The sequence below is a fragment of the Curtobacterium sp. PhB128 genome (genome assembly GCF_004340725.1).
GTDB lineage: Bacteria > Actinomycetota > Actinomycetes > Actinomycetales > Microbacteriaceae > Curtobacterium.
This window is the reverse complement of sequence record NZ_SLUR01000003.1, coordinates 69,467-90,334: the sequence shown is the minus strand read 5'-3', so window position 1 is coordinate 90,334 and position 20,868 is coordinate 69,467. Positions and strand designations below refer to the sequence as shown.

Here is a 20,868-nt window from a genome sequence, read left to right as displayed (position 1 = left end):
CTCGTTTGCTTCGTCGGTCATTGGACGTGCAACCAGCGGAGGTCATAAGTGGCGTCTGCGCGGAAGCAGCAGCTGCCGCAAGGGCGCCGGCTGCGGTGCTCGACGGTCAGACATCGCGGGCCAGCCGCGGATCGTCCTCCGCCAGCCGTTCCAAGCCAAGCCCAGACGCTTCGAGAATCGCGTCCTCAGACTCTTCCGTCGCGACGAAGGACCCGATCTGCGCGTTAGCGGCGACAAGAACCTCGATACGGCTCCGGGCATCCAGCACCACTGCGGCAACTTCCTCGTCGCTGCAGTCGGAGGTGAATTCCGGCTTCGACGGGTGCAGGGCTGGGAACTCGAGCTGCTGTACCGGTGGGTGCCACTTCACGCCGACGCGGAGCACGCGGCCGTCGGCGTCGCTGCGGTAGAACATGGACCCGAACGGGTGGCCCATGTCGAGGGTGAGGTCCGCTCCGTACAACGTCCACCCCGCGGCGGCGTAAGTCGGGTCCCAACGCTGCACGATGAGGGCACCGATGCCCATCTCGAGTCCAGGGACGAGGGCTTGGTCGTCGCGGACGTCGGCGTAGAGCTCCTGCAGGTTCGGGGGACTTTGGTCGCGCATGCTCGACAGCGGGATACGCGCTACGGTGCGAACGGCTGCACGGCCTGGCCGCTTCCCGGGACCCGAGCCCATGTCGGGGGAGTTTCCGCTCATCGGCCGGCGCTCTTGCCAGCGGTGGCAGCCGGGCGGCGACGGTACCGGAGCGTCGTCAGGACGCAGACGGTGGGGGGTGCGACGTGAAGCATGTCGAGGACGCTACGAGAGCGCTCCGTTCTTCGCAGCCGTTTCGGCCGCTCTGAGTCCGGCAGCAGGAAAGCTGACGAGCTTCAGCGGGAGTCGCGGTGCTGCGCCATGGCTTCTGGCGCGTCGTCGGTGGCGAGCCGCGTTGACCCCACTTCGCGGGGCATGACGGGTCCCGTCGGCGCCATTTTGTCCCGCGAACGAGGGTCTTTCGCCGATTTTCGGCTCTGCTGGTGCTCGCGAACAGGATTTCAGCCCCGCTCCCGGACGCGCTCTGGCATAGGGCTGACATCGGCGGAGAACCACTCCGCCCCAACTCGGAAGACCCCAGCCATGAACTCCAACAAGTACAACACCGTCACCTCGATCGCCTTCTGCACGCGCACGACCCCGCACCGCCATAGCATGCTGGAGCTGCAGCAGCTCCGCATCGCACGGCACCGGGCCGGCCAGCGCGGCCAGCAGAAGATCACCTGCCCGATGATCCGTCAGTGGCGAGGCGAGTTCGAGGACATGTACGAGGTGCGGACCGAGCCGGAACCGGTCGAGGTGTCGCGCACGAGCGAGGCCGACCTGCGCGTCAGTCGACGGGTGGAGGCCGACGTGCAGGTCAGCAGCGTGCTCCTCCGCTGGCACTGCACCGAGTGGCCTGTGGTGACCATCCGCACCTGCGGGGAGACCGACCTCGACGGCGAAGCGCCGATCCCGGCACCGGCGCCCGCACCGAACGACCCCATCTGCGGCGGATACGCGCACCGCCTCGACGCCACCCAGCTCCCACCGACCCGCCAGTACGACTACCAGGGGTACGACAAGCACCGTTCCGACCGCGCCACCGCCCTCCAGCGCGCCGCCGAGCGGTGGTTCGACGCAGCCTTCGCTCCCACCGTGCAGACGGTTCCGCGACGCGCCGGCCAGCGAGTGGCCTTCGACGCGACGAACATCCGCCTCACCGCAGCCCGGTACAGCCCGCAGCAGTCGAACGACGACGCTGGCTGGGACGAGAAGACCCCGTCGCCGGTCCGTCGGCAGTCCGCGTGGGAGGTCGAGTACGCCGTCATGACCCGCCACACCTCCGAGTCGAGTTTCCTCGGCTCTGTCCGCTGAATCGCTTTTCCCGAACGCGAGTCACCGCCGGAAGAAGGGAACACCAACAAGCAGCACGCTTCATCAGGTCATCGAAAGCGCCGTCCACCACAGGTGGGCGGCGCTTTCGTCGTATCGGAGGCGCTTCAGAAGGCAGCGGGCGAGGCGCTCGCGTCAGCGATCGCCGTCAGAGACGCTCTTGGAGCGTCGGTGGCTGTCGTTCCAGCCGGGGATGTTGGCGTCAAGCCATCGCCTTTGGTCGGTGGTTCGTGGTCGGTCCTTTTGGAACCGCAGCCACTGCAGTGCGTTGACGCCGCAGATAACGACGGTGCGATCCGGGCGGCGTCCGTCATGCCTGTCCATCCAGGTCGCGACTGCGTCAGCGATCTCAGACCATGTAGCTCTCGTTGCCGCGACGTTCCATCCGGGCACGTGCTCGTCGAGCCATTGGCCCCGCTTCACCTGCATGGCTCCTTCGCCCCGCTTCTGATCAATCTCCCGTTGGAAGACGAGCCACGTGCCGAGGGAATATCCGTCCACTACCTCACGGGTATGCGGAAAACGGTCGTTCGTGCGAACGAACTTCTGTAGCGTTTCGGCCTGTCGATTCCACAGCTGCTCGCTCGGGGACAGTTCCCACTCGGGCACCCATGTCTCGAGGTAGTACTGCCGAGCTGGATGCAAGGTTTCGCCGGTCCTGGCCTTGCCGAGCCGCCGCTGCTTGTCGAGCCACGCGCCGATCTTCAACCCCCGCGAGACGGTGGTATGCGGTGGGAGAAGCTTCTTCTTCTCGACGTAGTCGCGGACTTCCTCCGCATGCTCGAACCAGGTGTGTCCGAACTCCTCAGGGCCGTCCCAATCCTCTCGGGGGATTTCATCGCGATTCCGGGGTCGTTCGTTTCGCATGCAGCGACTCTTCCGAACCCGCGTTGCTGATCGAAAGCCGACTCGCCCGATGCCCCCCGTACTGGGTCGGCGATTCAAACTTCGGGCCCGGCTATGTCCGCGTCGCACACTTAGGAGGGCACGCGCGGAAGGATGGCATCATCAGCCCTCTTCGCTGGTCTCGCTGTCGGAGTCGTGTGGCGCCTCGGACTCGGCGCCCAGTATCTCGAGGTTGCCGGTGGCCTCACCGTCGATGGTGATCTGCCGCGGGTGAGAACCCAATTCCGTGAGTGCGTGCTGCGCTTCCTCGGTGAATCGGTTGACGTTCTGGCGGCTTTGCAGCAGTCGAAGCTTGGCGTCGCTCGCCTCCGCCCATCCCTGTCGCCACCCCGCGACGAGCCGCGGGATCGCGCTGCTCACGCGCTCGGGATGCTTGAGGACATACATGAACAGCGAGGCCGCACCGCCAGCGCTGGCCACGCCTGCGCCGACGTGCACCCATGCGAGCAGGTCCAACGGGGAGCCGGCGGACATCCGGCGCACCGCAAGACCAGGCAGGTCATCGTTTGAGCCTGGCTCGACGGCTCGGATGCAGGCGTCCCAGAGGCTCGAGAGAGCGAGGATGGTCAGCCCCGCATCCCGCGCGGTCCACTCTGGGCGATCGATGCGAACGGCGATCTGCAAGCCATCTACGGGTCGAAGCCAGTGATCGATCTCGAGTCCATCGAGTCGACGCACGTTGAGGTGCTCGTTCGCCAAAGCAAGCCACTCCAACGAGTAAATGCGCTCGTCACGACGCCCGAGGTTGAGCCACTGCGGCTCCGGGAGTGTGCCGGCAGCGATCATGGCTCGCACTCCGTCTGGTTTCACGCCGAGCAGCCGGGCTACGACACTGGTCGACAGATGTGTCGGGTCATCTCGACGAGTCGTTGTCACACGCGGACGCTAACCTCATGCGATGGCCAGGTGAGGAAGACTCGCCCCATAACGAGAAGGAAAATCTCATCGTGACCGACGACGTGCCCGTGATCAGCTGCCGGGATCATGTCGACCGGGCCCCTTCTCCGGATTCTGGTCGGAACTCGCGGGGAGGGACACCACGCTTCAGAGCAGATCTCCTCGTGCAGGGCCTCGCAACCAAGAAGCTGCGGACCACAGGGGAGAGCTGGTTCACGAGCTGGCGGCGACGCCAACAGGGGTTTGCGGACGGGCAATTCCGTCTGGTACCCGAAGAAGGCAACCCTGCAGACGCGACGGCAGTAGGGGTATGGCTCGACGACGAACAAGTTGCCTACATCTATGGAGACGATGCAGAGCGGTACACGGCGGCGCTCACGCATGTCGGTTGCAATCTCCTGGTCAACGCGGTGCAAACGGAGGACGGGCTCGAGCTTCGAGTCGAGGCACCGGCACCTCGCGCACTCAAGAAGCTCCTCCGAACCGCCGATCCGTCAACGTTCGTTCCCTTGCCGGCGCCAGTATCGATCGCCGCCGGCCCTCGTGCAGGTCATGACATGCGTCGCTACCCTGCGCCCGTAGGGGACTACTCGCTGCCGCCATCCGTTTGGTGGCCAATAACGGGCGGGCGCCGTTCGGGCGGCACGACGGCGGACAGTCCGGGGGCCGTCTCCACCTGCCCGCTGTGCCTCAATCCGATGGATCAGACGACAGCACGAAGAGTGAACGCAACTCGGAACAAGACCGCCGCCCGAATGATCTGCCCAGAGTGCTTCATCGAAATCGGCCCCGGCGAACGACCCAGAGGCGTCGAACTGACGCCAGACCAGATCGTCGCGAGCATGAAGCAATACCACGCGGTCACCGGCGCCATCCCTCGGCAGGGGGGGCTCGGGCTACGCGTTCCTTGATAAGTACCCGAGAAGCGCATCGCCGGAGGAGCTCCTTGCCTTCCTTCGCCTCATCTGGGACTGGCCAGATCGCTCGACAGTCAACGAGGTGTTCGGCAGCTGGCATGGAGCGCTCGCAGCATCTGGCGTACTCGGCGACGGCACAGAACGCATGAGCCGCGGCGTGCGATCCATCGCCAACGACGGACATCTCTGCCTGTCCTACGGGGAACGAACAATCGACGACTGGCTCCACAAACAAGGCATCGCCCACACCCGCGAACCCTCCTACCCCGGCACGAACTACCGCGGTGACTTCCTCGTCGGCGACCTCATCATCGAGTATCTGGGGCTACACGGCGACCCCGACTACGACGCTCGCTTCGCCGCGAAACGCAGGGCAGCCAAACGAGCAGGTCTCGACATCTTCGAAATCACACCGCGAACGCTCGGCGACTGGGACACGCTCGCACTCCGGCTAGCCCAACGGCCAGCGCGCTGGGCACCGACAGCGACGCCTGTCTCACCCGCTCCCACTGCCGAGCCACTCACGCCGGTACCCGAAGGACCGACCGGTGCCCCTGGCTGGCGGACCGACCCGCTCAACGCTTCCGGGCGGCGATACTTCGACGGATCTGCCTGGACCCATCACACGCTGGACCGATCGGGTGAGTGGCACGCGCACACCCCGCTCGGCGACGCCGCTCGCAGCGCAGCGCAGGCGTGGGTACGGCACGAACGACCCATGCGAGAAGCGCCCGAGGCCGCGCTCGGGAAGCTCGGCACGCATCCCGACGGGCTGGCGTTCTGGCTCGCGGCGATCGACGAGCACGAGAACGGCGGCCAGGCACGAGCTGCCGACTCAGCAACAGCGCCCGCCTACAGAGGCTTCATCCGCTACCTCGAGAGGGACGGCGCGGCGATGATGGCAGCGATGGACCGATGTGCACGATTTGACCGAGCCGGCAGCAGAACGCTTAACGACCGCGCGCTGCACATCTTCCACCAAGCCGGCGTCCGCCCCGACTTCGCTGCCGCCGGGCTGACCTTCCACGCCTGACAACGGTCTAACGCAACGGACGCAATGAGCGTTATCGGCGCGTACGCCCGACTCCCAATCGCTCAAGGCCCGTCAAGAGGATGGACGACTCCGCATCGCGTCGACCGTGGCCTTCGCGTCCTACACCCTCGGCGCGGGGGCCATTTTGGCGGACAACTATGTTGCGCTTCTCAAGCAAGAAAGACTGCTGTCGATTTCGTCGACTGCCGCGCACGACGTCGTGCCTCGGCCTGCAAGTCTCAGTGCTGGCATTGCACGCCCCACCAATGACTGGCACGTGACCACCTAGGAAGCTCTGCACCTGATACGGTCCGCGCGGTCGTCCAGCGCCGGTCTACCGTTCTAAAAAATCGGTCGTTCGAGTGACCAGCGAGGCCTACTCGTCAATCGCTCTCGGCAATCGCCGTGCGTACGAGTTGAGGTAGCCGAGCGACGTCGTCGGGAGTTGCAACGACGATACGCGGATCGTCGATATCCGCGAGTGCGCGCGTCAGCAGTTCCCTCGGAACGATGAGAACGGCAGCGGCATACTCCGGACTCGTCAGTACCCTCGCGAGGCGCTGCTTGACGAGTCTGCTGGTGGAGCGGCTCCAGCTGCTCTTGATCTCGATCGCGACAACCTTCCCGTCAAGGTGGAAGGTAGCGTCAACGCGTGGCGGCCGGCCGCGGGATGGCACGGCAACGTCGACGTCGCGACGGAGTCCGCTGAGAGAGCCGAGGTCGACGTTCTCGGCTGCCTCCGCTGCGGGTACAGAATCGCGGAGCATCACAGTCGTTTCGAATGCTGCTTCTTGCCGCTGCTCCTCTTGGGCGGCGCGCGCCGCTTCGTCCACGGCGTCCGGTGTCCGAGTACCGCCTCGCGCGATGTCAACGACCTGATCGAAGATCTCAGGCGCTTCCGCACGAACGACCGCGAGTATCTCTTCCAGCGAGTCGCGCCGGAATTCCATCTCAACGTCTCCCACCGACAGGCGGTCCGGGAAGCGACCAAGTACTGCGAGTAGAACCAGCACGCCTCCGACCACAATCAGCGCGGTACTGCCCAGATCCCCCGAATGAGGTCGAAGCACAGCCCAAGTGCCCATGGAGAGGGCCGCGAGTCCAGCTGCGGCTAGCGCGAGCCGCACCAGATGTGGCATGTGCCGCGCACTCTCTCTGCGAAGAGGCCAACGGCTGCTTGATGGTCCCTCGTCGCTCACCTTCAAAAGCATAGCAATCCTCACTCCCTCCTGGAAGGCGAGCCGCGAAGTCTGCTGTGTGGCTGGCGTTCGCTTCGCTGCCTCGTTGCCTGCCGTCGCCCTTCCGTGCTCCTGGCCTTCAGTGCAAAGGAGGCCCGCATCTGGGCGGCGCTCGTGAGCTTGTCAGTGCGCCTTCCCCTCAACCCGGTGAGAGAAGCAGGTCACTTGTCGTGGATCGTCCGCCGCGTGTCGCGCCTGCTCGCTCTCGGCAGGAGGCAAGCTTCTGTCATGTCTCGAGGTGTACATGCCCAGCAATGAAGGTTTCTTTCAGGACCCGAAGAAGGCCGCCGCGGTCCTCAAACACGGCATCCTTCGTCGCTACCTCGCGAAGTTCGCCGGAGCGACTGCGACTACCGCGCCCGGTCGCCGAGTCGCGTTCATCGATGGGTTCGCTGGGGAAGGTGAGTACCGACACCCGGTTACTGGGGTCACGGAAGTTGGCTCCCCGAGGATCGCACTCACCATCGCGCAGGACCTTCGGTCGCGCGGCATCAAGCTGGAGTGCACCTTCGTGGAGAAGCGGCCCGACGCTTTCGCGCAGCTGAAGACCCTCGTGGACTCATGCGGAGACCGCTCGGCTCTAGCGCTACAGGGAGACATCAGCGATCACTACGAGGACGCGATCCGGCGATCCGCGAACATCCCTACGCTGGTGTTCCTCGACCCGTTCGGCCGGTCCTTGGACCATGACCAGACGGTGGCGGCGCTCGCTTCGCGCGGGGACACAGTGCCGACAGAATTACTCCTGAACTTCTCGCTGCAGGCGGTTCGTAGGATGGGGGCTCGCCTGTATGAGGATGACGGCGCTCAAGGCCGAGCGGCGACGTTGGCCAACCTCGACAGCTGGCTAGGCGGCGATTGGTGGCGTGCGGATTTCCTCAAGGAGGAACTGCTCGCCTTGCCCCGTGAGGAGCGTGCGCATCCTGCTGCGCTCGCGGTATGGGGGCAGTACGCGGCGCGCGTGCGCGACGCGCTGGGCTATAACTCCTACGACGTGGAGATCAGGCGCAAACCGACGGACAAGCCACTGTTCATGCTCGCTCTCTTCTTCCCTCGCATCAACGCGCTTTACAGCTACAACGACCACGTGAGCCTGGCTGCACAGGACTGGCGAAAGTTCTTGGCTGAAATGGACTTCGCTGAAGCTGAGGCCCTCGATGAGACAAATCCTCTTCTAGGCGAGAGCCGTCTCGCAGAAGCGAGACGACGTTTCGCCGACGACGAGGAGGCCACGAAGCGCCAGGCGATCGATGACGTGAAGGACTCAGTGACCCTTCACCTGAGCAAGTTGGGTCGCCTCCACGTGAGTAAGAACCTCGACAAGGTCTTGGGGACAGCCGTAGGCATCGCCCGCGAGACACACATACGGGCAGCCTGGAAGGAGCTCGCAACGGAGGGCGTCACGAACGGCTGTCCGAAGGGCAGCCTCGAGAAGCAGACGATCTGGCGAGCCTAGAGTTCTCACCGAGGTGATGTAGTGAAGAAGAGCACGATCGAGTGGACTGAGGCGACCTGGAACCCGGTCACTGGCTGTGACCGTGTCACGGCCGGCTGCGACAACTGCTACGCACTAGCACTGGCCAAGCGCTTGAAGGCGATGGGAGCCGAGAAGTACCAGAAGGACGGCAACCCCATCACCTCGGGCCCCGGCTTCGGGGTGACGACTCATCCCGAGGTGCTCGCCCAGCCCGCGAAGTGGAAGCGTCCTACAACAGTGTTTGTCAATTCGATGAGTGACCTCTTCCATGCGAAAGTGCCGAAGCCCTTCATCCAGGACGTGTTTGACGTGATGTTGGCCACACCGCAGCACACCTACCAGATCCTGACGAAGCGCCCGACGAGACTACGGCGGATGGCGGGCGACCTGCCCTGGCCAGAGAACGTGTGGGTCGGCACGTCCGTCGAGGAACCGAAGGTTCTTGACCGCGTAGCAGACCTCGCCGAAGTTCCAGCTGCCGTCCGCTTCCTCTCCTGCGAGCCGCTGATCGCGGCGCTCCCGGACCTCCCCCTCAACTGCATTGACTGGGTCATCGCTGGCGGTGAGTCAGGGCCGCGCCACCGCGAGATGCAGGCGGAGTGGGTCCGTGACATTCGAGACCAGTGCCTGGCCGCCAACGTGCCGTTCTTCTTCAAGCAGTGGGGCGGTCGCACGCCCAAACAGAACGGTCGTGAGCTCGATGGTCGGTTGTGGGATGGGTACCCTCTAGCCCACAGACGCGGCGGACGCGGCGAGGCGCGGGCTTAGCTACCGCTGAGGTCCTGCTGCATCGAGCCGCGGACCGACCTCGTGGAACAGAATCCCGATACCCGTGGAACGTCCGTCAGCACTGGGATCCGCGATCCGCGCCACCGCTGGCATCCGCGAATAAGCCGAACACCTCGCCGAGGGCGTTCGGCCTTCGTGCCACGCCACTCGTCGGACCTGCACTCAGACCGTGAACTCTCCGCCGGTGACTCTGTCGAAGTCGGTGGGGTCGAGATCAGGGGGTAGACGGGGTCGCGGGAGCCGTCTACTCCATCTGCAGTAGGCGATCGAGTCTTGCCGGACGACGACCAGCCGCCGTCCGGCGCTGAGGATGAACTCATCGGGGCTAGACCCTGCACAAAGGAGTCATCATGACCGCGATCCAGTCCGCCACACCGTCAACTGTGCAACGCATCCGTCCCGCTGAGGGTGCCGTGGCGCGCACTGCCCGAGTTCCCAAGCTGGTCGCCTGGGGGACACTCATGACCGTTTCCGAGGTGGTCCGGTTCGCCGGATTCATGGTTGTGCTCGTCGCCATGGGTGTCGAGAAGCTCGCTGTGACGGTGATCTCGCGATGACGATGAGCTTCGGCCGCTCCGATGCGGAATCCGTACTGCTGCGACAGACCGTCCGCCCGGACGATCTCTTCTTGCAGGACACCGTGCCGATCGACATGACTGCCGTGCTGCTCGAGTACCCGAAATCCGTAGAACCCGCGGAACCCGCGGAACCCGCGGAACCCGCGGAGCGCCGAGCGTCAGAGCGAGAGACCACGGCGCGCGACACCATCTCAGCCACCCCGGTCTCCGACGAACGCGAGGCTGCCGTTGGCGATCGGTGAACGGTCCGGCGCGCGGCGGTGAACAGGGCTCAGAGGACGACATCGTCCGAACATCCGAGGCATGTGACGTCTGCAGGCCGCGCGCCGATCTTCTCCAGGCACAATCAAACCGTGAACGACGAACCTCAGCGACCTGAGATCGAGTCGCCCCGATGGCTGCGTGCGCAGCGCGCGGTACCTCGCTCCATGCCGTACATCAGCGTCACGGCGATGCTGGTCGAGATCGCCACCGCGATCATTCTCGGCGGGTCGTTCCTCGGATACACGGGAGCCGTGGTCTGCGCGGTCGGTGCCGTAGTGGCACGTCGGCGACCTCACGTCGGCATCGGGGCAGTCCTTCTGGGGACCGCACTGGCAACACTGGGGCACCGTGACGCCCTCGCTGAGTTCACGGTGGTGGCATTCACGTTGTTCGCCATCACGGCTACCGGCACCCCGGCGTTCCGAACGACGTTGCTGTCGGCGGGAGTGGTTGCCGGGATCGTCGCCGCAAGCGGCTACCTCGACCACGGTCGGGTTGTCCAGTGGGACGGAGCTGCGGGAGTTCTGAGCGTCGTCGCGGCAGGCGCCATCGGATCGGCGTTGTTCCAGCAGTACAGGTCCTGGGAGGCGTTGCGAGCACGTGCCGAGGACGCGATCGTCACCCGAGACATTGAGGCAACTCGCCGAGTCGCTGAGGAGCGCATCCGTATCGCTCGTGATCTCCACGACATCATCGGACACCAGACCGCGGTCGTGAACATGCATCTCGGGGCGATTGCCGTATCCGGGCTGGCGACTGACTCACGGACTGCCGCATCCGTCGAGGCCGCACAGACCGCCACGCAACGCATCCTCGCAGAAACCCAGCACACCCTGCGGGTTCTCCGCGCAGACGAGCACGCAGCCGCGGCATCGAGCCCGCTGCCGAACCTCCAGGACATGGCCGCGCTTGTTCGATCGTTCTCCGAGATCGGTCTCGACGTCGACGCGCAGATCCCAACTCCCTTGCCGAAAACCTCGGACGCGGTGGGCGTGACCGTCTACCGAGTCGTGCAAGAGGCGCTCACGAACGCTCATCGATACGGCGCCGGCGAGGCAGCACTCACGCTCCACGCTGCCGCCGGTGCGCTGCACGTGGAGGTGACGAACCCAACCCGACCGGACGCATCGAATGTTCACGGAACGGGGTTCGGCATCATGGGCATGCAGGAGCGCGTCAAATCTGTTGGTGGCACCGTTCGGATTGACGTCGACGATGACGTGTTCGCAGTGTTCGTGACCATCCCCGAGGAGCAAGCATGACCTGTCGCGTACTACTCGTCGACGACCAGGAGATGATCCTTCTCGGTCTCCGAGCCATCATCGATTCCAGCCCGGACTTCGCTGTCGTGGCCGAAGCATCCGATGGATTCGAGGCCCTACGGATTCTCGACCACGAGGCCGTAGACCTGATCGTGATGGACGTACGGATGCCTGGGATCGACGGAGTCGAGACAACCCGACGGGTACGAGCGACACGATCAGCGCAGCAACTCCCGATCATCGTCCTCACCACCTTCGAGGACGACGCCGTGGTTCTCGACGCACTCCAGGCCGGTGCCAACGGGTTCCTCGGCAAAGGCGTCGGCCCAGCCGCGCTCCTCGAGCGACTCCGGCAAACGGTGCAGGGTGATGCAGTGCTTTCCCCAGCTGCGTCGAGCGCGGTCGTGGGACACGTCCAAACTGGTCCCCGACGACCAGTCGACGCCGAACTCGCACAGCGCTTCGCAGCGCTGACGCCCCGCGAACTCGACGTCGTCATCGCCGTCGCCGCGGGCGGTGACAATGAGCAGATCGCCGCAGCGATGTTCGTCTCACCCTTCACCGTCAAGACTCACGCCACCCGCGCGATGGCGAAGGTCGCAGCGCGCGACCGCGCTCAGCTCGTCGCCTTCGCCTACCGCGCTGGACTCGTCTGACCCTCCGGACATCGGAGCGTCATCTACTGCAGATGAAGTAGGAACGGCGCTTCGCACGGACGACGCCCCGACGACTGCGTCACCCGAGGATTGAGACATCAACTGCCGGCCCGAGTTCCTCCAGGGCGGCACCTCATTCTTCAGGAGCACTCATGCCGAAGTTCCTCGCGGATGTCGGGCGATTCAGCGCCAGACACCGCTTGATCGTGATCGCAGCTTGGCTGCTGATCATCGCCGTCTTCACCGGAATCACCGCCACATCAGCTGACCTGGGCGGCGGGAAGACCACTGCCCCTGACACCCCCGCGTCCAAGGCGCTGGACACACTCCAAGACAAGTTCCCGGGCATGAAATCCTCCGGCTCGGAGGCAAAGACCCTGCAGCTGGTGATGGAAGGCCGCAACGGCGCCAACATCACGGACGCCGATTCCGTGTCCCGAGTCACTCGCATCGTGGACGCCGCGGGGGACCTCCCGCACGTGGAGTCCGTGACCTCCCCGTTCGACGAGCAGCAGCCCTACGTGTCAAAGGACCAGACCACCGCCGTGTCCACGCTGACGTTCAGCGGCATCACGGACAGCAACGCTGAGAAGACCTACGACAAGGTCCTCTCCTTCGTTCACTCGCACGACGCAGATCTTCGCATCGAAGTTGGCGGGCAGATCGCCGAGGACAGCTACCCGATCGGCGGAGCCGGGGAGATCGTCGGCCTCCTGGTTGCGTTTCTGATCCTCTTCCTGACCTTCGGATCGCTCATCACCGCCGGCGCCAACATGCTTGTCGCCCTCAGCGGCGTCGGAGCAGGCATCCTCGGCGTGCTCGCATGGTCGGCAATCCACCCTCTCGACACCACCGTGATCAGTTTGCCAGGCATGCTCGGCCTCGCGGTCGGCATCGATTACTCGCTCTTCATCCTCACACGTTTCCGCGCTGAGCTTCGTGCCGGCCGCAAGGTCGAGGACGCCGTCGCTCACGCCACGGGCACGGCCGGCACAGCCGTCGTCTTCGCTGGCCTCACCGTGATCATCGCGCTCGTCGGCTTGGTCGTCACTCGGATCAGCACCATCGAGGACATGGGCTTCGCAGGAGCCTTCGCAATCGCGATCGCCGTGCTCGCAGCCCTCACCCTCTTGCCCGTCATCCTGCGGAGCCTCGGCCTTCGCGCCCTGCCGAAGAAGGACCGCGAAACGCTCCGCGCCGGCGGAACGATCGACGTCGCCCCGAAGAAGCGTTCGTTCCTGCGCAGCTGGGGAACGGCGAACACCCGGCACCCCCTGCTCATGCTCATCGGAGGCGTTGCAGTTCTCGCCATCGTTGCGATCCCGCTGTTCAGCATGAAGACCGCCGCAAACATCCCGGGCGGCTCGAACCCGGACTCCACACAGCGCCACGCGTACAACCTCATCGTGGACAAGTTCGGTGGCACGCAGTCACCGCTCCTCGTCCTCGCCGAAGGCAACGACGTTCAGGACAAGGCTCCTGACGTGCAGAACGCGCTCGATGACCTCGCTCACGTTCGGATGGTCACCCCTGCCCAGATCGACACCTCCGGTGACACGGCCCTGTTCACCGTCATCCCGAACGGCAGCCCGATCGACGACGGCACGAAGGACCTTGTCCACGACATCCGCGACCAAGCCGATTCTGTCGGTGGTGTGCACCTCGAAGTGACCGGCGAAACTGCAATCGGTCTCGACACGACCGCACAGATGAACAAGGCACTGATCCAGTACGTCGTCGTGATCGTCGTCTTGTCGTTCCTGCTGCTGGTCGTGATGTTCCGGTCGCTCCTCGTACCGCTGTTCGCGACCCTCGGCTACCTGCTGTCGTTGGGTGCCGCACTCGGTGCACTCACTGCGGTGTTCCAGTGGAAGTGGCTGGACTTCATCATCGCCGCACCCCAGGGCGACCCCCTCGGCAGCATTCTCCCCATCATCCTCGTCGGCGTCCTCTTCGGACTCGCCATGGACTACCAGGTCTTCCTCGTCTCCAGGATCCGCGAAGAGTACGTCTCCGGGCTCCGGCCCAAGGAAGCCATCCTCGCGGGCTTCAGCAAGTCCGGCCCGGTGATCGTCGCCGCAGCCCTGATCATGGCCTTCGTGTTCGGCGGCTTCGCGTCGAGCGAGATGACGTTCGCGTCGGAGACCGCGTTCGGACTCCTGATCGGCGTGCTAGCGGATGCGTTCATCGTCCGCATGGTCCTGATGCCGGCGCTCCTGGCGTTGGCCGGACGCGCCGCATGGTGGATGCCGAAGTGGCTGGAGCGAATCGTGCCGAATCTCGACACCGAGGGTCACAGCCTGACCGAGGACGAAACGGCTGCCAACACTGAGCCGCAGCGAGAGGCGATCAAGGCCTCCTGACATTCCCGACAGCGGGGGTATCGACGAATCTTTCGTCGGTACCCCCGCTGTCGTCTGCCTGCGACTGACCGGCAGGTCCCATTCGCGCACAGCCCAACGAGCGCAGTCGCTACGATCTCATCGCGGAGAGGAATCGCGATGACCACCGGTGAAGAAGGCGCTCGAAGCAAGCGCGTCACAGCAACGCGAGAACTGATCCTGACCGCCGCCGAGCGTCTCTACGCGGAGTACGGCATCGCACACATCTCGAACAGGCAGATCGGAGAGGCTGCGGGCCAAGGAAACACCGCAGTCGTCAGCTACCACTTCGGCAGCAAGCACGAACTCATCCGCGCCATCCTCGGACGACACCAGCGGCGCATCAACGAGCTGCGTCTCCTGGAACTTGCGCGCATCGACGGGTCCACCGACGTTCGTGACTGGATCGGATGCTTCGTGCGAGCAACAACGACACATCTCGCAGCACTCGGCTCACCCACCTGGTACGGCCGGTTCAGCGCACAGGTCGCCACCGACCCGGCGTGGGCAGACATCGCGATGGACGAGGCGCGCGAGACTCCGAGCCTCCTTCGCATCGCTGAAGGCATCAGGAGCTGCCTACCCGACCTCCCTCGGCAGGTGCGGGCGGAACGCAATGCCATGGGCCGGATCTTGTTGACGCAGATGATCGCGGAGCACGAACGGTCCCTCGAGCGCGGAGGGCCCAGGATCTGGTCCGACTGGTCGGATGTCGCAGCAGCACTCACCAACGCGATCTCCGCGCTGTGGTTCGTCGATCTGCCCACGGCTGACCGTCTGCCGTGACCTGGGCCGTGGGTCCTCCGTTGAGGGGACCGTGGGGCACGGGCGGGTGAGAAAGCGGTGAGAATCTAAATCACGTGTTTGAAAATCTTGCTCGTCGGAGTTGACTACCCCTGACGGAGCGTCTCTGACTCGCAGATTCGGCTTCCGTGCGGAGGCATACATGACGACATCTGCAATCGACAGCAGCGTGCTCATCGTCGGTGCGTCCGCCGCGGGGATCGCTGTTGCGGAAGGGCTGCGACGACGAGGGCACAGCGGCCCGCTGACGTTGCTCGACAACGAACAGCACACCCCGTACGACCGTCCGCCGCTGTCGAAGCAGTACCTGAGCGGCCACTGGGACCTCGAGCAGGTGATGCTCCGGCCGCAACGGTCGCTGGATGGCCTCGGCGCGGTCTTCCGTCTCGGGCACTCCGCCACCGGACTTGACGTTGCGCGCCGAACAGTATCGGCGGGCAACGAGGCCATCGCAGCCGACAACATCGTCATTGCGACCGGTGTCCGTGCTCGTCAGCTTCCTCTCCAGCACGACCTCCTCGGAGTCCATGTCCTTCGCTCGCTCGATGACGCGCGCGAACTCCGCGAGTCGCTCCGATCGACGGTGCCCACACTCGTCGTCGGGAACGGGGTCCTCGGCAGCGAGATCGCCGCGGCGACAGTCGCTTCTGGGTCCGCAACCACACTTGTCGGCCCGGAGCCGACTCCGATGCTCGCCCAGCTCGGCTCCGTCGGTTCTGCCCTGCTCAGCAGCCGCCATGAAGACGCGGGCGTCGTCCTGCGCGGTGAGTCCCGCGTCAGATCACTCCTGCCGGATCGCGGCAGCGTGGTCGGCGCCGTACTCGATGACGGCACACAGCTTCAGGCTGGTCGAGTGATCGTGGCGATCGGGTCGACACCGAACACGGAGTGGCTCAGCGACAGCGGTCTCGATGTGTCTGACGGTGTCCTGTGTGATGGTCTTTGTCGCGCTGCACCCGGGATCTGGGCAGTTGGTGATGTCGCACGCTGGCGTCACGAAGGCCTCGGCCGGGACCTTCGGCTCGAGAACCGCACCAACGCAACGGAACAAGCGGCGGCAGTGACCCGAAACATCCTCGACGCGAACGCGGCAGCACCCTACGTGCCGGTTCCGTACTTCTGGTCTGATCAGTACGGGATCAAGATCCAGGCGTACGGCTTCCCCGGCGACGCAGATGACAGCGCAGTCATCGAGGGATCGATCGAGGAAGGTCGCTTTGTCGCGCTCGCCACACGGGCCGGTCAACCCGTCGGTGTCCTGGGGTGGGGGATGCCGAAGCAGGCACGCCTCGCGAGCGCGCTGCTCACTGACCTCTTCGCCGGTCAAGCCGCTGTCATCTGAACACCGAGAGGAAGGAAACCCGATGACTGATGTCATTGCATCGACGCAGCAGGCTGAACCGCCAGCGTTCCCCATGCGGCGAGCGAGCGCATGTCCGTTCGACCCATCTCCAGCGGCAACCCATGAACAGCAGCAGGGACCGATTCGAAGGGTTCGCCTCTGGGACGGTTCCACGCCGTGGTACGTGACTCGACATGCTGAAGCGCGGACGATCCTTGCTGATGCCCGCATCAGCGCGGACATCAGCCGACCCGGCTACCCATCCCCGGCTCCTGTCGACGGCGGCGGTTCCGGTCTGAGCTTCATCCTCATGGACGATCCCGACCACGCGCGATTGCGCCGGATGGTGACGGCGCCGTTCGCGGTGAAGCGCATCGAGGTCATGCGACCGGCAGTGCAACGGATCGCAGACGACCTGATCGACTCGATGCTCTCCCGCACCGGACCAGTCGACCTCGTCGAAGAATTTGCGCTTCCGCTCCCGTCGCTGGTGATCTGCGAGCTGCTCGGCGTGCCCTATGGCGATCACGACGACTTCCAGGAGCACAGTCGAACCATCATCAAGCGCGGTGTCGCTCGTGAGGAACAGCGTCGCGCCTTCGAATCGCTCGGCGCCTACCTCGCGCAGCTCCTGCACCGAAAGATCGCCGAACCAGGCGAGGACCTGCTCTCGGACCTCGGCCGCCGCGTCACCGACGGCGAGCTGGAGATGTCCGACGCTGTGCAGATGGGCATCCTGCTCCTCATCGCCGGTCACGAGACAACGGCGAACATGATCGCCCTCGGCACGCTCGCGCTCATCGAACACCCTGACGAGTTGGCGCGACTCCGCGACGATCCCGACCCCGCGCTCGTGGCGTCCGCGGTAGAGGAGCTTTTGCGCTACCTCACCATCACGCACGACGGGCGTAAGCGAGTCGCTGTCGAGGACATCGAAATCGACGGCGTCACCATCCGCGCTGGCGACGGGATCATCGTGGCGACCGACCTCGGCAACCGGGACGACGCCGTGTTCAGCGACCCAAACCGGCTCGACGTGGGACGGAACCCCAGAACGCACGTTGCGTTCGGGTTCGGCGTGCACCAGTGCCTCGGCCAACCGCTGGCACGAATGGAGCTGCAGGTCGCCTACGCCACGCTGCTCCGACGTATCCCCACGCTGACACTCGCCACCACCCTCGACGCGATCCCCTTCAAGCACGACGGATCCGTCTACGGGGTGTACGAACTCCCGGTCACTTGGTGCCCGGCTCACCCACAGAAGGAAGAGAAGGAGCAGACCCGATGAAGGTCATCCTCGACCAAGACAAGTGCGTCGCAAGCGGTCAGTGCGTGATGGCTGCCATGAACGTCTTCGACCAACGAGACGAGGACGGTATCGCCTTTCTCCTCAAGGACGACGTGACCGGAGAAGAAGTCGAGGAGGTCCGCGACGCCGTCGCGGTCTGCCCGGCTCTCGCGATCGCGCTTGAAGACTGACGAGCGAACTCACCGTCGACCAACCGGCCGTCGACCGAGGCGGTCACGCATCGTCACCGATCGTCCCGTTCTGGAGGAACATGACCGACCCCACCGCCAACGACATGCCTGCGCTCCGCGCGCGGTACGCGCAGGAGCGCGACCGTCGCATCCGGCCAGATGGGCTCCGGCAGTACCGACGAACCCGCGGGTCCTTCGGATACTGGGAGACCGATCCCTACACGCCGCGCAAGGAACGGACCGTGGAACACGGTGCAGTCCAAGTGCTCGTCGTCGGAGGCGGGTTCGGTGGGTTGCTCACCGCGTCGAAGTTGCGGCAGGCCGGCTTCACGTCCGTTCGCATGTCCGAGGAGGGCGGCGACTTCGGTGGCACCTGGTACTGGAACCGATATCCCGGCGTTCACTGCGACATCGAGTCGTCGATCTACATGCCACTGCTCGAGGACGTCGGCACCATCCCCTCCAGGCGCTACGCGCCGGGTGAGGAGATCCGAAAGCACGCGATGGCCATCGCCCGGAAGTTCGACCTGTACGACGACGTCCTGTTCCACACCCGCGTGACGGAACTGCGATGGCACGAGGACGACGCCGAGTGGCAGGTCGCAACCGATCGTGGTGACAGCTTCCGTGCACGGTACGTCGTCGTCTCGTCTGGGACACTCTCGCAGCCGAAGCTCCCCGCGATCCCTGGCATCGAGACGTTCCGCGGTCACACCTTCCACACGAGCCGCTGGGACTACGGCTACACGGGGGGCACGCAGGACGGCGACCTCGGAGGGCTGCGTGACAAGCGGGTCGCGGTCGTCGGCACCGGCGCCACCGGGATCCAGGTCATTCCTCAGGTCGCTCGCTCCGCTGAGCACCTCTTCGTGTTCCAGCGCACCCCGTCCAGCGTCGATGTCCGGGACAACCGAGACCTGCCGCCTGGCTGGACCCAGTCGCTGCCGCCCGGCTGGCAGGAAGAACGAATGGAGAACTTCCTCGCGGTCGTGTCCGGCGAGGAGACAGACGTCGACCTCGTCCAGGACGGGTGGACCTCCACCGCTGCCCTACAACGGACGATGCTCACCGGTCAGAGTGACGAGAGGGTCGATGCACCAGACCGAGGCCTCGTCATCGAGGTTGCAGACGCGCAGAAGATGGACCGGATCCGCGCCCGCGTCGACGCGATCGTCGACGACGCCGGCACCGCCGCAAAGCTGAAGCCCTGGTACCGGTACATGTGCAAGCGACCCACTTTCAGCGACACGTACCTGCAGACCTTCAACCGGCAGAACGTGACTCTGATCGACACGGCCGACAGTGGCGGCATCACCGCCATGACGGAGCACACGGTCGTCGTCGGCGACAACGAGTACGAAGTCGATTGCGTCATCTTCGCCACCGGATTCGAGACCGGCGTCTCCGGAGTCGTCTCCGGGACGCTACCGGTACTCGGTCGCGGCGGGGACCAGCTCCTCCAGGCGTGGGCGGAGGGGCCGAAGACGCTCCACGGCTTCATGTCGCATCGTTTCCCCAACCTCTTCCACCTCGGGTCGCTGCAGAACGCCAACTCAGTGAACTTCGTCCACGTCCTCCAGGAGCAGGCAACCCACATCGCCGCCATCCTCGGACGAGCGAGAAGCGAGGGCGCCCGCTTCGTCGAACCGACTCAAGAGGCGCAAGATGCTTGGGCCGAGACAATCAGCGCCGTCGAGACGAACAATGCGGCGTTCCTCGCCGAGTGCACGCCTGGGTACTACAACGGCGAGGGGACTCGCCGCCGCGGCGGCGGGAGCTACAGTCCCGGTCCCGTGCGGTTCCACTCGTTGCTTCGACGCTGGCGTGAGACGGAAATGAGGACCGTGCTCCATCCAGCACTCGTCGGATCCACCAGCAGTTAGACGATCTTCGTCGGTCGCGTATCGCGCGTCACCGCCCCATTAAGCTGGGCACGGCCGGGAGGAGACCGCATGGTGACCAGGAGCGAAGACGTGGCGCGTACCGCTGGTGTCTCGCGAGCGACCGTCAGCCAAATCCTGAACGGTCGCGGTGCACGTTTCTCACCCGCGACGCGCGAACGGGTCGAACGGATCGCTCTCGACCTCGGGTACCAGCCGTCGGTCGCGGCACGGGCCCTCGCGACTGGTTCCAGCGACATCGTCATCGCCCTCATCCCCAACACGACATTCCACGGCAACCTGCAGGACCTGTTCGAGCGAGCGACCGACGAGCTTGCCGATCGTGGCCTGACGCTCCTGCTGCGATTCCCGACCGCATCGGCCGAGTCACTCAATCGGATGGTCCGCGGTCTGCATCCACGTGCCGTGATCTCATTCACGCTCTTCGACAGCTTCGAGCGAGAGCTACTCGAACGGAACGGGGTCCTCGCCGTCGACCCGGGACCGCGCGCCGCAGATGACGACGTCAACAGGAGTATCGGCTGCTTGCAGGCTGAGCACCTCATCGAGAAGGGTCACCAACGCCTTGCGTTCGCTCATCTTCACGATGCGCGTGACGACCCCTTCGGTCAGGCCCGGGAGGCAGGAGTGCGAGACGCCTGCCGCGCCGCCGGCCTCCCGGACCCGTTGAACGTGAGTGTCGAGATCAACGCTGACTCCGCAGACGCCGCCCTTGATTCGCTTGCCGCGCCTGGTGTCGCGATTGCCTGCTACAACGACGACGTCGCAACTGCTCTGCTCGCCGCGGGAACGCGACGCGGGTACCGCATCCCCGAGGACGTCGCGCTGATCGGAATGGACGACACCCCGCTCTCAGCAGTGACCATCCCGCCCCTGTCGACCGTGCACGTCGATCTGGAGAGCGCGGCGCGGTCAAGTATCAACCGAGTCATCCAAGGACTCGGGCTCACAACGACCGACCCGAAGCCGGCCGAGAACCCGCTTCGGGTCGTCGTGCGTGGTACTACCTGACCCGAGGAGAACGATCCGACG

20 protein-coding genes are annotated in these 20,868 nt (G+C 65.0%); 16 read left to right on the top strand and 4 right to left on the bottom strand.

Features of this window, described 5'->3' with window-relative positions; genetic code table 11:
- Window positions 1-106 precede the first annotated feature (106 nt).
- The gene (locus EDF23_RS06630) at window positions 107-607 is read right to left on the bottom strand and encodes a hypothetical protein (RefSeq protein WP_123293756.1); all 501 of its coding nucleotides are present in this window, start codon (window positions 605-607) and stop codon (window positions 107-109) included.
- Between the two features lie 513 nt (window positions 608-1,120).
- Between EDF23_RS06630 and EDF23_RS06625 the strand changes: the two genes are divergently transcribed.
- Window positions 1,121-1,894, top strand: coding sequence for a hypothetical protein (locus EDF23_RS06625; protein WP_123654322.1), 774 nt, complete (start codon window positions 1,121-1,123; stop codon window positions 1,892-1,894).
- 153 nt (window positions 1,895-2,047) lie between these two features.
- Here the strand turns inward: EDF23_RS06625 and EDF23_RS06620 are convergent, their stop codons facing one another.
- Window positions 2,048-2,779, bottom strand: a complete 732-nt coding sequence (locus EDF23_RS06620; RefSeq protein ID WP_123293758.1) for a hypothetical protein — start codon at window positions 2,777-2,779, stop codon at window positions 2,048-2,050.
- Between the two features lie 141 nt (window positions 2,780-2,920).
- Window positions 2,921-3,604 carry a hypothetical protein gene (locus EDF23_RS06615; RefSeq protein WP_123293759.1) on the bottom strand — a complete coding sequence of 228 codons (684 nt, stop codon included), beginning with the start codon at window positions 3,602-3,604 and terminating at the stop codon, window positions 2,921-2,923.
- 161 nt (window positions 3,605-3,765) lie between these two features.
- On the opposite strand from EDF23_RS06615, the gene EDF23_RS06610 reads away from it, so the two are divergent.
- Together EDF23_RS06610 and EDF23_RS06605 are read left to right on the top strand one after the other, a co-directional pair.
- Window positions 3,766-4,626 carry a hypothetical protein gene (locus EDF23_RS06610; protein WP_131921204.1) on the top strand — a complete coding sequence of 287 codons (861 nt, stop codon included), beginning with the start codon at window positions 3,766-3,768 and terminating at the stop codon, window positions 4,624-4,626.
- A gap of 163 nt (window positions 4,627-4,789) precedes the next feature.
- Window positions 4,790-5,665, top strand: coding sequence for a DUF2510 domain-containing protein (locus tag EDF23_RS06605; RefSeq protein ID WP_165901036.1), 876 nt, complete (start codon window positions 4,790-4,792; stop codon window positions 5,663-5,665).
- Between the two features lie 383 nt (window positions 5,666-6,048).
- Here EDF23_RS06605 and EDF23_RS06600 read toward each other — a convergent pair whose 3' ends face one another.
- On the bottom strand, window positions 6,049-6,804 hold the full coding sequence (locus tag EDF23_RS06600) for a hypothetical protein (RefSeq protein ID WP_131921202.1): 756 nt from the start codon (window positions 6,802-6,804) through the stop codon (window positions 6,049-6,051).
- 343 nt (window positions 6,805-7,147) lie between these two features.
- On the opposite strand from EDF23_RS06600, the gene tcmP reads away from it, so the two are divergent.
- The 13 genes from tcmP to EDF23_RS06535 all read left to right on the top strand — a co-directional run bounded on the left by tcmP (window position 7,148) and on the right by EDF23_RS06535 (window position 20,847).
- Window positions 7,148-8,359 (top strand): three-Cys-motif partner protein TcmP, encoded by a 1,212-nt coding sequence (gene tcmP / locus EDF23_RS06595; protein WP_131921200.1) that lies wholly within the window; start codon window positions 7,148-7,150, stop codon window positions 8,357-8,359.
- Between the two features lie 21 nt (window positions 8,360-8,380).
- The gene (locus EDF23_RS06590) at window positions 8,381-9,148 is read left to right on the top strand and encodes a phage Gp37/Gp68 family protein (RefSeq protein ID WP_096897475.1); all 768 of its coding nucleotides are present in this window, start codon (window positions 8,381-8,383) and stop codon (window positions 9,146-9,148) included.
- A gap of 371 nt (window positions 9,149-9,519) precedes the next feature.
- The gene (locus EDF23_RS06585) at window positions 9,520-9,726 is read left to right on the top strand and encodes a hypothetical protein (protein ID WP_123293764.1); all 207 of its coding nucleotides are present in this window, start codon (window positions 9,520-9,522) and stop codon (window positions 9,724-9,726) included.
- On the top strand, window positions 9,723-9,989 hold the full coding sequence (locus tag EDF23_RS06580) for a hypothetical protein (RefSeq protein ID WP_131921198.1): 267 nt from the start codon (window positions 9,723-9,725) through the stop codon (window positions 9,987-9,989). The genes EDF23_RS06585 and EDF23_RS06580 overlap by 4 nt, the downstream gene beginning before the upstream one ends.
- Window positions 9,990-10,100: 111 nt before the next feature.
- Entirely contained in the window at window positions 10,101-11,273 is a 1,173-nt protein-coding gene (locus EDF23_RS06575) for a histidine kinase (protein ID WP_131921197.1), read from the top strand.
- A complete protein-coding gene (locus EDF23_RS06570; RefSeq protein WP_123293767.1) occupies window positions 11,270-11,929 on the top strand; it encodes a response regulator transcription factor in 660 nt (219 codons plus the stop codon). Before EDF23_RS06575 ends, EDF23_RS06570 begins: the two co-directional genes overlap by 4 nt.
- A 152-nt stretch (window positions 11,930-12,081) precedes the next feature.
- Window positions 12,082-14,292: an MMPL family transporter gene (locus tag EDF23_RS06565; protein WP_131921195.1), complete on the top strand. Its 2,211-nt coding sequence runs from the start codon at window positions 12,082-12,084 to the stop codon at window positions 14,290-14,292.
- Between the two features lie 138 nt (window positions 14,293-14,430).
- Complete coding sequence (locus EDF23_RS06560; RefSeq protein WP_123293769.1) at window positions 14,431-15,096, top strand: TetR/AcrR family transcriptional regulator; 666 nt, start codon at window positions 14,431-14,433, stop codon at window positions 15,094-15,096.
- Window positions 15,097-15,256: 160 nt separating this feature from the next.
- Entirely contained in the window at window positions 15,257-16,456 is a 1,200-nt protein-coding gene (locus tag EDF23_RS06555) for an FAD-dependent oxidoreductase (protein WP_123340197.1), read from the top strand.
- A 22-nt stretch (window positions 16,457-16,478) separates the two neighbouring features.
- Complete coding sequence (locus tag EDF23_RS06550) at window positions 16,479-17,744, top strand: cytochrome P450 (RefSeq protein WP_123293771.1); 1,266 nt, start codon at window positions 16,479-16,481, stop codon at window positions 17,742-17,744.
- On the top strand, window positions 17,741-17,935 hold the full coding sequence (locus tag EDF23_RS06545; RefSeq protein ID WP_123293772.1) for a ferredoxin: 195 nt from the start codon (window positions 17,741-17,743) through the stop codon (window positions 17,933-17,935). The genes EDF23_RS06550 and EDF23_RS06545 overlap by 4 nt, the downstream gene beginning before the upstream one ends.
- 80 nt (window positions 17,936-18,015) lie before the next feature.
- Entirely contained in the window at window positions 18,016-19,818 is a 1,803-nt protein-coding gene (locus tag EDF23_RS06540; RefSeq protein ID WP_123293855.1) for an NAD(P)/FAD-dependent oxidoreductase, read from the top strand.
- Between the two features lie 69 nt (window positions 19,819-19,887).
- Entirely contained in the window at window positions 19,888-20,847 is a 960-nt protein-coding gene (locus EDF23_RS06535; protein WP_123340200.1) for a LacI family DNA-binding transcriptional regulator, read from the top strand.
- The last annotated feature ends 21 nt before the right edge of the window (window positions 20,848-20,868 follow it).

Bases quoted from the DNA above. Each gene is read 5' to 3' on its own strand.
- EDF23_RS06630 (WP_123293756.1), bottom strand. From the start codon at position 607: ATGCGCGACCAAAGTCCCCCGAACCTGCAGGAGCTCTACGCCGACGTC.
- EDF23_RS06625 (WP_123654322.1), top strand. From the start codon at position 1,121: ATGAACTCCAACAAGTACAACACCGTCACCTCGATCGCCTTCTGCACG.
- EDF23_RS06620 (WP_123293758.1), bottom strand. From the start codon at position 2,779: ATGCGAAACGAACGACCCCGGAATCGCGATGAAATCCCCCGAGAGGAT.
- EDF23_RS06615 (WP_123293759.1), bottom strand. From the start codon at position 3,604: ATGATCGCTGCCGGCACACTCCCGGAGCCGCAGTGGCTCAACCTCGGG.
- EDF23_RS06600 (WP_131921202.1), bottom strand. From the start codon at position 6,804: ATGCCACATCTGGTGCGGCTCGCGCTAGCCGCAGCTGGACTCGCGGCC.
- tcmP (WP_131921200.1), top strand. From the start codon at position 7,148: ATGCCCAGCAATGAAGGTTTCTTTCAGGACCCGAAGAAGGCCGCCGCG.
- EDF23_RS06585 (WP_123293764.1), top strand. From the start codon at position 9,520: ATGACCGCGATCCAGTCCGCCACACCGTCAACTGTGCAACGCATCCGT.
- EDF23_RS06580 (WP_131921198.1), top strand. From the start codon at position 9,723: ATGACGATGAGCTTCGGCCGCTCCGATGCGGAATCCGTACTGCTGCGA.
- EDF23_RS06570 (WP_123293767.1), top strand. From the start codon at position 11,270: ATGACCTGTCGCGTACTACTCGTCGACGACCAGGAGATGATCCTTCTC.
- EDF23_RS06565 (WP_131921195.1), top strand. From the start codon at position 12,082: ATGCCGAAGTTCCTCGCGGATGTCGGGCGATTCAGCGCCAGACACCGC.
- EDF23_RS06560 (WP_123293769.1), top strand. From the start codon at position 14,431: ATGACCACCGGTGAAGAAGGCGCTCGAAGCAAGCGCGTCACAGCAACG.
- EDF23_RS06555 (WP_123340197.1), top strand. From the start codon at position 15,257: ATGACGACATCTGCAATCGACAGCAGCGTGCTCATCGTCGGTGCGTCC.
- EDF23_RS06550 (WP_123293771.1), top strand. From the start codon at position 16,479: ATGACTGATGTCATTGCATCGACGCAGCAGGCTGAACCGCCAGCGTTC.
- EDF23_RS06545 (WP_123293772.1), top strand. From the start codon at position 17,741: ATGAAGGTCATCCTCGACCAAGACAAGTGCGTCGCAAGCGGTCAGTGC.
- EDF23_RS06540 (WP_123293855.1), top strand. From the start codon at position 18,016: ATGACCGACCCCACCGCCAACGACATGCCTGCGCTCCGCGCGCGGTAC.
- EDF23_RS06535 (WP_123340200.1), top strand. From the start codon at position 19,888: ATGGTGACCAGGAGCGAAGACGTGGCGCGTACCGCTGGTGTCTCGCGA.